Genomic DNA, 14,874 nt, shown 5'->3' with positions numbered 1-14,874 from the left:
TTTCTGATCCAATTGAGGATTAACATCCATCTCACTAAGCGGAAATGGCCACACATACATATGGTCCTCAAATGTACATTTTCCTGCCGGAGTTACCAAAGAATTCATTACCTATTTTGCTGTCTTCCACCGGATTAAGTCAAAATGGCGTAATCCTTCGAAAGCCAATTCACGTCTTCTTTCCAGCCGTAGTTCATCACGGGTTACAGATGTTACAGAACTCAAGCCGGCTCTTTCCCGGATTTCGTTCATGCACTTGACAGCCAAAGCATCTGATGTAGTACCATTCCCATGCTCCATCATTGCCTCTATATACATCAGATAAACATCTGCGTAACGGAGAATAACAACATCATTATCTGTCCGGAAATCATAATTTGTATATGTGTAAGTTTCCTTTTTGTATTTATCCATATGTTTCAGTAAGATCCATCCTGTCAAAGGAGCCTGTTCTGTCGATGCTTCTTCTCCAAAAGGATTGATAAATGTTTTCTCACCTATGCCTGTAAAAACATACCATTCTTTTAGACGTTCATCATTCTCATTATAACATTTCATCAGATCGTCCATTGGAGCGATTTCATTCTGATAATAATAAACCATCTCTGCATCATGCCGGTAATCCGGGTTCAGGTAGGTAATGGAAAAAATAATTTCCGGGTTATCCTTCTGTCCTTCTCTTTTTATAAAAATAGACTGATAAGTATCTGCCAGACGATATTGGCCGGACTGAATCAATTCCCGGGTAATGTTTTCTACCGTTTTCCAATCGCCCTGAAATAAAGCAATCCTTGCCTTTAAAGCCTGGGCGGACCCTTTTACTGCATGTCCGCTGCCATAAGCAATGTCCGGTAAATTTTCTACGGCAAAATTAATATCCTGATAGATAAAATCATATACCTCTGAAGCCGGACTTTGCTTTACTTTAGAAGCCTCCACCGAGGCTATCGCCTCCTTATACAAAGGAACATCACCGTAAAAACGAACTAACTCGAAATAGAAAAAAGCTCTTAGAAAACGAACTTCGGCTTCATAAGCATTTGCCTTTTCCTCACTCAACTTGGCATTCTCTTTCGCTATCGGGAAATTCTTCATAAAATTATTACACGCTGCAACGCCTTCATATCCGGCTTTATAATTATCACTGATAATTCCACCGGTCGTCGCTTCTATCGATCCACTCTGGATACTGGCTATTCCGCTCCAGGTTGTCCAAGAGTAAGAATTATCTGTAATATTATCCAGTCCGTAGCGGCTCCAACTCATCGATCCTCCTTTGAGTTTGGTATAAACACCAGCAATTCCGCTTTGAATATCGAGTTCGGTTTTCCAGAAATTATCCGGTCCTAACTGGTCCTGAGGAAACAGATCCATATCGTTACATGCAAGCATGGTAAACAGCAAACATGTAAGAAGCATATATATCAGATTCTTTTTCATGGTTGTTTTTTTTAAGTTTTAAAATTTAAGATTTAATCCAAGTGAGAAGGTTTTCGCATGAGGATACTGGGCATGCCAGCCATCTCCCGCCCGTTCCGGATCAAAATCAGGATACTTCGTAAAGGTGAAAAGATTCTCTCCCGAGAAATATACCCTCAGAAAATCAATACCAACTTTATTCAATAATGATTGCGGCAGATTATATCCTAATTGAATATTCTTCAATCTCAGGTAAGCGGCATCTTTTAGATTATAAGTGGAACGTAATCCCGTCATCGGTGCATAACCATGCGTATAAAGTGCCGGAACATTGGTATCCGTATTTTCCGGAGTCCATGCATCCAGGAATCGTGAAGATGGAGGAGCTCCCTGTGCAAACGGGGCATCGCCAAAGAAGTCCGTCCATATCTTGCGGCGGGTTATTCCCTGGAAGAATACCGACAAATCCCAATTCTTATAGCCGACATTAAAGTTAAACGAATATAACATTTTAGGATAGACACCTTCTACCATTGTCCTGTCTTTTCCATCGATTACTCCGTCATTATTCAAATCCTTAAACTTGATGTCTCCCGGTTTTGGATTATTCGGATGGTCCGGTGAGTTGGCTATATCTTCTTCCGACTGGAATATTCCGTCCCAGATATATAGATAATGTTCTCCATACGGTTTTCCTACTTCATAAATATAACTGCCATAAGAAGGAGCTCTTAATTCCAATACCTCATTCTTATTTATGGAAGCCATAAAGCCTGCTCCGTAAGTAAATTCGCCAATCCTGTTCTGATGTCCGAATTCCAATTCAAAACCACGGTTTCGCAATTTTCCGTAATTAATTGTCGGAGCTCCCATCCCCACACTCAGCGGAATAGCAGCTTGCGATAAAATACCATCAGTTATTTTATTGTACCAGTCGATCGTTGCAGAAAACAGGCCGTTGCCTAATGTAACATCCATTCCGACATCCGTCACAGTCGTTGTTTCCCACTTCAAGGATCTGTCCTTCAGATCTTTTTGTATCACAGCCTGCTGCACCGCTCCGTCAAAAATATAAGCAGTACTGGAATAAACCTCCTGATAAGGATAATTACCAATTTCCGAATTCCCCAGTTTACCCCAGGAAAGACGAAGTTTTAAATTATCCATCCAGTTAATATTATCTTTGACAAATGATTCCTCTGAAATTCTCCACGCACCAGAGAAGGAAGGGAAAATACCCCAACGATTATCTGTATGAATCCTACTGGTTCCATCATAACGGAAATTAGCCTCCGCCAGATACTTCCCTTTATAAGAGTAATTCAAACGTCCGAAAAGAGAACGCAATGAATATTCGGCAAGTCCTCCGGATAAAGTCTGTCCAGCCGTGGAACCGCCATTGATTTCCGTCATCGAATCTGAAGGATAGTTCTCACGCTTGCCTTCCAGCGTCCGTGCGCTCTGAGCCTCTTCCTGATAACCCAATAGAGCCTCTATGCTATGATCGTTCGTTATATCCCAGGAATATCCCAAGGTTGTATAAAACATACGATAAAACTCCCTTTGATCCCGGTTGGATACACCTTTCTCCGGGAAAAAATCAACAGCATACATGTGTTCATCTGCTCCTCCCGGTTTATAGTCAGATTCTTTCAGGTAATAATAGCCTTCAGGATGGGCCGGATAATGCGTATTCAGGAACTGGTCGGCATAACGAAAACCAGCCTTAGTCGTCCAGTTCAACTGCATATTATCCTTTTTAATAAAATCAACAATGGCATAAGCCTGCGCATTGGCAATCCAGTTCTCCACCTTCCGGGAAGTCTCGTTCATTGCCCAGACAGGATTTCGGTTCAGCCATTCGCCACCATAACTCTCCGGCATATTCAGATACGAATAACGACCGCTTCCATCCGGCAAATAAGGTTTTGTCATTGGACGTGACTGAAGGATCATCAGGACTAATCCATCATTCGTATAGTATGGTTCATCCAGTTTGCCATTATAAAAATTACTGGTTGCCCCGATCTTTATCCGTTCATGCACCTGTGCTTCCAGATTCATCAGACCGGTATATCGCTTGTAATCATGCCCCGGCAGCAGACCTTCCTGCTTTAAATATCCAAGAGAGACATTATAGGTCACCTTTTCCGTACCACCGCTTACATTGATGTTGTGCGTCATGTTTGAACCGGTTTTGAAGGTTTCCTCCATCCAGTTATAATCCGGATACAGGTTCATATCCCGATTAGGATCACTATATTTATCAATCATTTCTTGGGAATACTTCACCTTCCCTCCCATACGGTCAGCCATCTGGTTATACATTTTCATATAAGTAGCCGATTCCCAGACCTGATCGCTCAGGCTAGTCGCTTGTTGCCAGCCATAATTAAAACTATAAGAGACTTGTGCCTTTCCTGATTTCCCCTTTTTCGTGGTTACCAGAATAACGCCGTTAGCCGCCCGGGCACCATAAATAGCAGCAGACGCAGCATCCTTTAAAACACTGATGGATTCTATATCATCCGGAGCCAATGCACTTAGAGATCCTATAATCCCATCGACCAGTATCAGCGGATCGGAACTGGCACCAAACGACCCTTTCCCACGAATGGTAATATTTCCGCTATCACGCCCCGGTTGAGCCGAATTACTTACAATCTGCAAGCCGGGGATTTTCCCCTGAATCATATTCTGAACATTCGGCTGCGGCCGTTCTTCCAGTTCTTTTGCACTGACAGACGATACAGATCCCGTTAAGTTGATCTTTTTCTGCGTACCGAAACCGACCACTACCACTTCATCCAGCCTTTGCGTATCTTCTTTCAATGCTATATTCAGAACCTCCCTGTTCTGAACCGGGATTTCCATAGTCAGATAACCTATATAGGAAACTTCAAGAATAGTACCCTGCGATACCGAAAGTGTGAACTTTCCATCCATATCCGTGATAGAACCGTTGGTTGTTCCTTTTTCAACCACATTAGCCCCTATCACAGGCTGTCCGGTTTCATCTACAACCGTACCGGTAATTACCTTTTTTGCCTGCTGATTAACAATATTATTATCTTCCGGTTTGTAAATAATAATATGCTTATCTTTAATCTCGTATTGTAATCCTTGATTTTTCAATACCTGATTCAAGATAGTTCCTACTGTTTGCTGGTGGACCTGTACCGAAACCCTTTCCTTCAAATTCACCTCACTACTTTTCAGAATGACCGAAAATTCCGAATTCTTTTCTATCTCATTAAAAACACTTTCTAACGTCTTATTATTTATATTCAAATTAAAACGAGTAGTCTGGGAATAACCTGGAGCTGCAAACATATTATAAGATAGAAAAAATAAGAGAATAAATATGTTTCTCATGGCTATAATTGTCTTTCGGTACCCGGGTTTTCCCCGACCGGTACCTGTGTTATTTTTCATAATGAACCAATTTTAATTAACAATAAACTCTGTAACATGATCTCTCTGATCCTATATCAAGGATCCTGATACTGCCTCATATTTACTGCGAATAAATAAAAAGCAGGTGGTAATGATTTTTCATTTTATCATAGGCAACAGTATTTAATTAGTATTTCTTTCTTATTTCGATGGTACCATTTTTCTTTTCATATTTCCAAAAACGCTTGTGGGACAATAAGGTCAATATTTGTTCCAAATTTTCATTATAACCGAAATGGGCAAAATAACGATCATTTTTAAGAGATTCGGAAGCAATCAATATTTTCACGTTGAATTTGCGTTCCAGTATTTTAGCTATTTCATCCAATGTCGTATCTCTGAAATACAACACCCCTTCTTTCCAGGACAGATATTCAGCTGTATTCACATTCCTACATTGAAATTCACCGGTCCGATTATCCAATACCAATTGTTGATTAGGTCGCAGAACAATGCCGTTTACCGCTTCTTTATTTGATGGCATTGCCTTTACCAAACCCTCTTTCAGTGTCACAATAGTCTGATTATCATCTTTATAGGATTTAAAACCAAACTTCGTACCTAAAACCTTAACCGACAAATTATCGGCATTCACAAGAAACGGATGTTCAGCATCTTTCGCCACTTCAAAGAACCCCTCCCCGGACAGACTGACACATCTCTCCTTTCCTGCAAATAATGTCGGATAGGTTAACTTTGATCCTCCGTTTAAAATAACAACAGTTCCATCCGGCAGCGTTATTTTAGTCGTCACACCTAACGGAGTCACTGTTTCCGCATATAGATTAGCCTTTAACTCCTGTCCGGACTTATGACCGAGATGATAAGCCGCACTAACAGACATGAGTAACAATAAAGCAATTCCGGCAGCTACTAAAAAGCGTATGTTAACACGTTTTCCGTTCATCCGGGAAGTCAGTATGGAATCCGTCTTTATTTTATCATTAACACGTTCAAAAACAAATTCTTTACTATCATTTACCTGTTCTGATACATCCGGATGTTTTAAAGCATTCAATACCCGAAATACTTCCTTACATACTTCATCTACTACCTCTTTATTTTCATCAACTTCTTTTAAAGTCATGATCTCTTATTTTTCATTAATCCTTATAATCTATCATATCTCTGTTTATAAAGAGTATTCCTCCGTTTTTCACCTATAGAGATATTTTTGTTTTTCACTTTTTTTATCATTAAAACTCAAAGAAGGATAGTACTTCTTGACCGTTTCCACAATTTTACGAATAGCAATATTCATTTGCTGCTCAACCGTTCCTTCCGTAATCGATAGAATCCGGGCAACTTCCTTATGTTTTAAACGTTCTTCCCTGATCATTAAAAAAACAAGTTTACATCGTTCGGGCAATTCGGAAACAGCACCGTTATAAACATCAAGCATTTCCTCTTCTATCATCTCTCCTTCCACGTTGTTTCTATCGATCAGTAGTTCTACAGGCATATCATCGATGGAGATATTCGAATTTTTCTCTTTTTGTTTCAGATAATGATAAGCCTCATTCCGGCAAACAATATAAATCCAGGCTTTCAGATCCTTTATGTCAAGCAGGGAATTTCTCTCTTTCCAGAATATAAAAAAGACATCGGAAACGACTTCCTCACAGTCCGCCTTATTAGGTAAAAAATAATGGATAAACCGATATACCTGTGGATAGATTATATCATAAAAAGAGCGGAAAGCATCCCTGTCTCCGGAAGCAATCCTTATCAACATAATTTCTGAAATAAAATAAGTATCTCTCATTCTGCAATATTCTCGAACCTCTTACCTATAATGTTCGTCTCTTGATAATAACGAGTAAAGATTCACCATTTCCCTATAATGAAAAAACCATTTTAACATATTTATATTACATAAGTTATATCTTTGCACGCAGTTTTGATTGACAATATATCTGTAACATGATCTGTCACAAAACAAAAACGGGAAGTGCTGCGAACACTTCCCGTTACTTTTATTGACATGTACCTATTTCAAAACTTAACCTGCCGGCTTTATATCCACCCATTCACCTTTACGGGTTTCAAACGATAATATACCATCCTCGTTCGTAACATCTCCGGCATTACCCGTTACTACTGCTTCATCTGTTCCGAACGGAGAAGCGAGACGTAATGTTCCGCCCTGTTCAGGATAGATGCGAAGTTTGGTGATCTTTCCGTTTTGTTTTTCGGCAGAGATAAGGAAAGCACCCATGGCACGAAGGTTATCAAAAGAGACATTCGACCAGTCGGAAGGGATCGCCGGGAACACACGGATGATTCCGGTATGACTTTGCAAAAGCATTTCCTGGATACCGGCAGCGAAGGCAAAGTTACCTTCCAGGGTAAACGGACGGTATGTGAATTTGGACTTCCCTGTTTTTGTCTGGTCGCCGTTGGCATGGAATGTATTACGCAAGCAAAAACATTCAGCAAATGTACGCAATTCCCGGGCAGCGCCATCACCGTCAAATGCACGGGCTTTCATATTACCAAACCAACTGTATGAATAACCGGTCCAGTAATCGGGACCATAATCCTGCAACTTCTTTATCGTAGCTTTAATGATCTGTTGTGACTTTTCACCCTGGCTCCAATCCAGCAAACCCAATGGATGGATAGCCATCGCATGAGAGAAATGACGGTGGGACTGATCGTATGAGAAACCTTTGGCAAACGTCAAGGCACCATCCTTATCCACATCCAGTTCCGGCAGTTGTTCATTCAGTTTTTTCCAATGAGCCGCCTCTTCCGGGATCTCTAATTCCCCGGCAAGTTCAGACGCGGCACTGAAAACGAACTTCATCAAAGCCAGATCATAGTTTGTCATATCCTTAAACCAGGCGTTGATCGAGTTATCGTATATCTCAGGACTGGAACTCATGGTCAGTTTACGAACACCCTGAGCATCCACCACGGATATTTGTTCCAGGTATGTAGCCACATCTTTCAGGAAAGGATAAGCACGGTCTTTCAGGAAATCACGGTCCATCGAATATTTCCAGTGAAGATAAAAATGCTGTGCCAGCCAGGCTCCGGCCGTCTGCGACATGGAATATTGAATCCATCCGCCCATCGGAACACCTAACAACGTACATACACCAGGGACATTCATACCATCCGTTTCAAAATACTGGCGGGTATATTCCTTATAGACATCACGCTGATTCCAAAGCGTATTCAGATAACCCAAACCTTCCGTCAGGTGGTTGCCGGTATAAGTCGGCCAGTAACTGAGTTGAGTATTCAGGTCATGATGATAATCGCCTTTCCAGGGCGGGAGTTTACCGTTATCGGCAGTCCATACAGCCTGCAAAGAGATAGGATAAGAGTTTTCGCGGGTGGCAGAACCATATTTATACATTTCATTATCATATTGTTTCTGCAAAACAGGATCCGGAAGTGTGACGGATGACTGTGCCCAATAGTTCTTCCAGAAATTCAGGTGAGACTGATAATCCTGATTCACTCCGCGTGTCATGGCTTCCTGTGTCTTTTCAGTTGCCTTATCGGATTCCAATGAAGAAGTCACACTCCAGACACCATACAGCGTCTTTCCTTTCTGCTCCCAACGAACATTCACATCATACGAAAAACCATTCCAGCCTTCCTGATGATAGGCTATCTGATTCGCATCTTCATCAATAGTACCTTGTTTATAACCTAGACGACACAAATCCTGCCCTTCTACAGAATTACCGGCTTTATCTCCTCCTGTACTGTATTTGGGAGAAATTAAGGTAGGAGTTATTGACGAGGGTAAATTCTCGAAAACAAACCAACCGACCGGTTCGGTGGCATGAACAAAAGTTTTCAACGTGGTTCCGTTATCCCACGTCGCTTCACAAAGCGCGTCATTCAGATAAAGACGGACATCAGAAGGAGAGCCCAGTTCTTCCAAAGAAAATTCCAGCGCCGCCCCCGGTATTTTGGACGGAGCCGGTTGACGGTCATACGGATGGTCGTATTTCTGCTGAACCGGAAGATAATCCTTTTTCTTCACTTGTTCACGAACCCAGGCAAACCGGTTATTCGGACCGGAGATACTATCCATCGGACGCAAATCCCAAAGGTCAGTCCTGTCCAGGGATAAGCGTAAAGCCGAATCCCGCTGCCAAACCAGGGCACCAACAGTCGCATTTCCTAATGGCATTCCCTCATCCCAGGTCTTTGCCAGATCGGAGAATTGTAAATCGCTATCCGACGGTCTAACCGGAAGATCAATTCCGGCATTGCAGGATGTCAGTAACCACACACTTAATGCTAATAATAAGTTTTTCTTCATAATATCTGTTTTTTTCACTTATATACAAAGATAAAAAGAGGAAATATATAAAAGCAACATACTTCCTCTTTTCTTTATATCCATATCGGATTCTGCAAAAAGATTCCCTAATTTTACAAAAAACCGACAGTCTTTATTGAACGATCATTCCTCCACGATAGCCACTTTCGAAATAACCAGATCAGGACCATTCTTCAGCTTTGCTTTCAAACGAAGTATTCCATCATTTGAATCTTCACGCATAATATGGAGTTTAACCCATGACTCTTCATTCTCTTGTTTTACCAATTCGTAGTCACGACCTTCGAAGACTAGATGCCCCGTGCGTCCTTTCTTATCCTTGTCGGCAAAACAAACATATAAGGAACCGATGATTCCCGGAGGACATTGGATCGTCAACTCCATCTCCTTTGCCTGCCAGTCGGGAGTTATCTCGTATGTTGTCTTCTTATTGGCAAAGGTTTTGTCCGGAGCTGCACAGTCTATATACAGCAAAGCATTGCTGAACTCGCCGGTAACAGTACTCTTCAATGGTTCCACATAAGTCAGCATTTTCTGCAAGGAGGCAATATCTTTTTCATACGAAGGATTGAAATCGTCCGAACTCATATAATGCAGGATGCTGTTCTTCAACTGGCGTGCAGCCGGATTCTTTTCATCTTTCAGATCAAAGCCGCAGACAAGCAATTTCCCTTTTCCCACTTTCAACTCAAAGATAGAGGCCAGTTTATTATTCCGATGGAAATCATCGACCGGCTGCGCAATCGGCTTATAACTTTCCGGATAGTCGTTTATATAGAAGGCACGGGCATCTTTATAAACGGATTGCCACTGCCAGTCGCTATGCGAATCGGTCGGGAACTGGGCAAACAGCGGATGTTTATCGCGAACAATCATACCGATCGTATTCTTACCCTGCCCGGGGAAGAAAGTCAGCGACCAATACAAAGGGTAAAAACTAATCTTATCGCAGGTTTCTTCCGTCCCTAAAGCAGACGCCTGCAAAAGGACCTTCTCTCCTTTTTCCAAATGTTTCAGGCATTCGGCATCCATCCGGTCGGTGACATACACATCTTCCGCCACAACAGGTTTGTCCGGAAACTTTGCAGACGGATAAACCCAGATATTCCAACGGTTAACGATGGGTCGTCCCTGCAAACCGACTTCAACCGTCAGTTTTTGAGCGGCAGAGATAGATGAAAGATCACAATTTATTTTACCACCCAGTTCGGAAGTACCTACGGGCCAACGGCGGGATGCAGTCTTTCCGGAAGCGACCAGATTACTGTCTTCATCTTTAATCTTCCAGTAAAGCCCCTCCTGCAAATCTTCGGTTCCGTAATGTGCCAACTGCATTTCAGCCGTAAAAGGTTCGTTGTTTTCCCATACATATTTAGGCATACGTAACAAAGGAACTGTCGTATCATGGTGCGCACGGAACTGTTCAGGCGTTGTAATGCCTTTGCTGTCATAAAAAACATCCAGCCAACCGATCAACGCTTCGCCTTGTCCCTGATAATCCTGCATGCTAAGCAACTGGATACCGGCACAGGAAGGTGTACGAAGGAAGGACTCTATTTCATATTTGTACATGATCTGGTTCAGGGCACCGGAAGCTGCGACAAATTCCTCATTCTGCTCCTCGATCTTGTTTTTACGTGCCTGTTCGCGGAACTCTTCAAAGTTACGGGCTTTCAATACACCTGTATATTTCTTTATCTCCTCCCATTTCGGATAAACCGGCCATTGCCCGATCTCATGCGAAAGAATGGGGATGTCCGAACGTGAATACACATCTTCAAAATCCCAGGCGGTAGAAGCACCGCCCCGAAGCCCGCGGGTTCCGCCCAATCCGTCAATATAATGAGTGACCATATATTGATCGAGCGGCATGATCTTACGAGCCGTTGAAGTTGCATACAGGCGGCGCGAGTCTTTTTCTTTCAAGGGTTTCATCCACGACTCCATCACTTCGAAATCAGAGTTACCCAACTCGTTACCGATACATTGCATAATGAAAGACGGATGATTGCCGTAAGCATCGATCATACGAGTTAATTCCTGCTGCACATACCGGTCGGCCGAAGGATTCTTACCCAATCCCTGCGGATGGCCTTTGGTATCCATCTCTTTCCGTTCTTTCTGCTCGACAGACATCCACCAGTCTATCCAAATCGTTTCTGCCTGGATATAGATACCGATCCGGTCGGCCGCGATAAAAGCAGCTTCCGGAGGACACCAGGAATGAAAACGGACATGGTTCAGACCGTAGTCTTTATAAATACGGAAAATCTTTTCCCAATCCTCTACCTTACAAGACGGATAACCCGTCAGCGGAAAATGTACGCAATCAAGGTTACCACGCAGAAAAACAGGTTTTCCGTTGATAAGAACTTTCGATTTGGATGTCGTCACTTCCCGGAAGCCGAACTCGATCTCACGGGTATCGTATATTTTCTTTTTATCCCGTACGGTAACTTTCAACTGATACAAATGGGGAGTGACATCATTCCATAGCTTGATACCCTCCGGCATAGATGCTTTAAAATTCAGTACGTTCGCTCCCTCCTGCAACGGCTGTTCGGTTGTTTCCGTAAAAACAACCGTTCCACTCCCGCGCTCAGTCAGTTGCCAGGTTATATGTGCATCGACCTTTTTGGGTGAAGTATTCATCAAGGTATCCATCAGTTGCAGGGAACAGGGAGAAAGCTTGGTAAACACCTGCGGATTAGAGAAATGAACCGGTTCGATTGCCTTCAGTTGCAGGCGTCCGACAGCTCCGTTCCAGATACTTTGCGTATATTCCGTATAGACATGACCTTTATCACCGATATTATAGATCAGATCATTATTGATACGAATAGTCAAACGATGTTTACCGGGGGATAGATAACCGAGATCATGGTAATGGGGAGTAGACAAAGCATCCTGCACGGATACCTCCTTTCCATCCACAAAAACACGTGACTCCCATAAGACGCGTTCCAGTTCCATCCGAATGCGTTTTCCGTTCCATTCGGATGGAATTTCAATTTCTCTCGAATACCAGGCCGGACCGTAGTATTTATAAGCACGGGTCAGGATACCGAAATCGGAACCGGACGTCTTCTCGCCATATTGCGCCTCATCGGTTGTTCCCGGCAAGGCAATCGTTTTATCAAACGAACGATCTTGCCAGTTTTCTTTCATCCCCTGATCGGTAGGATCGAGACTGAATTGCCAGGTTCCTGCCAACGATTGAATATCCTGTGCGTGCAGATAGCTTCCCAGAGTTAAAGAAAGTAGTGTTAGTGAAATTGTTTTGCTTAGCTTCATATAAAATTATGTTTCTGATACAGTCAATTAGCCCGGTCACAGTATGATTTACCCGCCAGCATGTGTGGATAAACTCCAATTCTTTATTCATATCACAGCTGTGAAACAAAAGAAACTCAACTGTGATACAAACGGAATCCAACTGTGAAACAAAAGAAATACATCTGTGATATGGAAAGAGTATTTGCTTATTCCGTCATAAACTTGAAATTATATTCACTGAATGACCAAATCTTTTTTCCTTTCGGTTGAACGGCTTTTCCTTTTTTCTTTCCTTTCTTATCAACCGTAACGGTCAGGTCGATGCGGGTAAACTCTCCCTTTTCGTAATTATAGGAACTTCCGTCATCATCATAGAGAGAATATGTGCCCGGTTTGTTTCCATAATGCCGTACTTCCAGCGGATATTTCTGATCTCCGAATTTCGACATGGCAGGCCAGAGTGGGATAATACCACCGTCTTTTACATATACAGGAATATGGCGGTCAGCCGGGATAACAGTAATGACTTCTCCCTCACCGGCAAACTTTCCGGTATAAAAATCATACCATTTACCTTGCGGGAGAACGACTTTACGTTCTTTCTCTCCGGCAAACAAAGGAGCGACCAGGATATTCTCGCCGACCATAAACTGGTCTTTCACTTCCCGGCGTACAGCCATCGCATACGGGTTCTCAGTTGCATCCAGCTTACCTTCTTCCGTCTGTGCTTCGACAGAATAACCTTCTTCCAGATTCATGGCACGTACCGGAGGCGTTCCGTAGAATGCGTAATCGGCAAAAGCGGTATATAAATAAGGTATCAACTGAATACGCAATAAAGCGATCTCACGAATATCATCTTCTACATCTGCAAAAGTCCATGGTTTCGTCCCGTCCGCCCAGGCATTCAACTGCGCAATAGGCGAAAAACAAACGGTCTGCATCCGTCGAAGCCATTCTTCCGATGTTTTGGAGGAACGAACTTCAGGTGTCCATAACACGCCGATAAAAGAACTGTTTATCAAAGCGGTGATAAAACCGCGATGGTCGTAATAGTCATTATACAGGACATAAGGATAAGCATTCGTTCCCGCATTACCGGCACGCACCTGCCCATAAGTACGCAGATTCTTTTCGCGATACATCTTTACCGTTGCCTGTTGCATCAGCGAGCCATACAGGTTACGCAACTGTTCCGCCGGGATACCGGAAGGAAACGTAGCTACGTCAGGCCACAACCAGGAATCATATCCGTCATTCTCATCCATCTTATATCCGCTTATTCCCAGGTCGACCTGATGTTTACGGAAGTGATCGGTCATGATTTTACAGGCTTCAGGCATGGAGTAGTCAGGAACCTCACCCAGCCAGACCGTATGAGAACCGGTATAGGGTTTTATTTTATTGTATACTTCACTATGTTTGGATACATACGGATTCATCCAGAGGTTCAATCGTATATTCCGGTCGAGCATCTCTTTGGCAAAGCCGGGAGCATCCGGGAAACGGGTTTTATCCCATTCATAGGTACAAGGATAGGCTTTGCTATGCCATCCCGGTTCAAGGCCGATCACGGAAAGAGGAAATCCGCGTTTCTCAAATTCATCCACCTCTTTCTTTACATCGTTATCGGTAAACAAAGTCGGTGTACGGTGCCAGAACCCCAGCCCCCAACGCGGAGGCAAAGCGCCACCACCATTATACAGATTGTAACGGCGAACAACATCCTGCATGGTTGGCCCGGCAAAGAAAACCAATTCCACACCTTGTGCAGGAACCAGGACTTCAATATTGTCGGAATAAGGTTGTGCAGGCCAGGTCGGATCTGTATTACGGTCTTGTTCCTCCGGGGCATTCGGTCCCTTGCGAACGGCCGTTCCTACCCATAAATCTATATAGCGGGCGGAATTGATTAATACACCATAGCCGCGGGAAGAGACAAAGAAAGGAACCGGTGCATGGGTACGGCCGTTATCGCTTCCGGTGTAATGATCCATGTGCAGCCGCATGATACGGCCCCGTTGTTCGACAGTTTTGAAGTTAAGCCCCAGACCGAATATCTTCTCCCCTTTTTCCAACGGGAAACTGATATACGTTTTGCCATCTCTTAATTCTGTTTTTACATCAGCCGGTGAAATAGGTAACCGACCTTCCGCCATCTGCTGCAAGGCTTCTTTCTTCGGAGTTATATCGAGTTCGCTCAGCAGGTTGATCTTTTCGGGTGTGCCTACTGACAGTTTCCATATTCCGGCATATTCATTATTGTCCCATTCTTTTGGGGTTACGTTCGGTTGACTATAGGCTGTCATGACTAAGCCGATAGACGCTAGTAATAAGGTAAGTCTTCTCATGGTATTGTTATATACGTATTTACTCCGCAAAATAAGAGTTTTTCTTTAAAAGAACAAATAGAC

The 14,874-nt window shown here is 43.0% G+C and carries 7 protein-coding genes; all 7 read right to left on the bottom strand.

Annotated features, from left to right (window positions below):
* Nucleotides 1-111: 111 nt before the first annotated feature.
* Nucleotides 112-1,440, bottom strand: a complete 1,329-nt coding sequence (locus tag K6V26_RS06840) for a RagB/SusD family nutrient uptake outer membrane protein (protein WP_224264920.1) — start codon at nucleotides 1,438-1,440, stop codon at nucleotides 112-114.
* A gap of 18 nt (nucleotides 1,441-1,458) precedes the next feature.
* Entirely contained in the window at nucleotides 1,459-4,854 is a 3,396-nt protein-coding gene (locus K6V26_RS06835; protein WP_224264919.1) for a TonB-dependent receptor, read from the bottom strand.
* 148 nt (nucleotides 4,855-5,002) lie between these two features.
* Nucleotides 5,003-5,962: a FecR family protein gene (locus tag K6V26_RS06830; RefSeq protein ID WP_224264918.1), complete on the bottom strand. Its 960-nt coding sequence runs from the start codon at nucleotides 5,960-5,962 to the stop codon at nucleotides 5,003-5,005.
* A 69-nt stretch (nucleotides 5,963-6,031) separates the two neighbouring features.
* On the bottom strand, nucleotides 6,032-6,610 hold the full coding sequence (locus K6V26_RS06825) for an RNA polymerase sigma factor (RefSeq protein ID WP_224264917.1): 579 nt from the start codon (nucleotides 6,608-6,610) through the stop codon (nucleotides 6,032-6,034).
* A gap of 267 nt (nucleotides 6,611-6,877) precedes the next feature.
* A complete protein-coding gene (locus K6V26_RS06820) occupies nucleotides 6,878-9,163 on the bottom strand; it encodes a glycoside hydrolase family 95 protein (RefSeq protein ID WP_224264916.1) in 2,286 nt (761 codons plus the stop codon).
* A 144-nt stretch (nucleotides 9,164-9,307) separates the two neighbouring features.
* Nucleotides 9,308-12,478 (bottom strand): glycoside hydrolase family 2 protein, encoded by a 3,171-nt coding sequence (locus K6V26_RS06815; RefSeq protein WP_224264915.1) that lies wholly within the window; start codon nucleotides 12,476-12,478, stop codon nucleotides 9,308-9,310.
* Between the two features lie 188 nt (nucleotides 12,479-12,666).
* Nucleotides 12,667-14,811 (bottom strand): TIM-barrel domain-containing protein, encoded by a 2,145-nt coding sequence (locus K6V26_RS06810; RefSeq protein WP_224264914.1) that lies wholly within the window; start codon nucleotides 14,809-14,811, stop codon nucleotides 12,667-12,669.
* Nucleotides 14,812-14,874 lie beyond the last annotated feature (63 nt).

Origin of the sequence: Parabacteroides goldsteinii (assembly GCF_020091425.1) — a bacterium.
Classification (GTDB): Bacteria; Bacteroidota; Bacteroidia; order Bacteroidales; family Tannerellaceae; genus Parabacteroides; species Parabacteroides goldsteinii.
This window is presented reverse-complemented; position numbering and strand designations above follow the sequence as displayed.

What these genes read in the sequence shown, in the direction of transcription:
- K6V26_RS06840 (WP_224264920.1), bottom strand. Translation starts at nt 1,440, where the DNA reads ATGAAAAAGAATCTGATATATATGCTTCTTACATGTTTGCTGTTTACC.
- K6V26_RS06835 (WP_224264919.1), bottom strand. Translation starts at nt 4,854, where the DNA reads ATGAAAAATAACACAGGTACCGGTCGGGGAAAACCCGGGTACCGAAAG.
- K6V26_RS06830 (WP_224264918.1), bottom strand. Translation starts at nt 5,962, where the DNA reads ATGACTTTAAAAGAAGTTGATGAAAATAAAGAGGTAGTAGATGAAGTA.
- K6V26_RS06825 (WP_224264917.1), bottom strand. Translation starts at nt 6,610, where the DNA reads ATGTTGATAAGGATTGCTTCCGGAGACAGGGATGCTTTCCGCTCTTTT.
- K6V26_RS06820 (WP_224264916.1), bottom strand. Translation starts at nt 9,163, where the DNA reads ATGAAGAAAAACTTATTATTAGCATTAAGTGTGTGGTTACTGACATCC.
- K6V26_RS06815 (WP_224264915.1), bottom strand. Translation starts at nt 12,478, where the DNA reads ATGAAGCTAAGCAAAACAATTTCACTAACACTACTTTCTTTAACTCTG.
- K6V26_RS06810 (WP_224264914.1), bottom strand. Translation starts at nt 14,811, where the DNA reads ATGAGAAGACTTACCTTATTACTAGCGTCTATCGGCTTAGTCATGACA.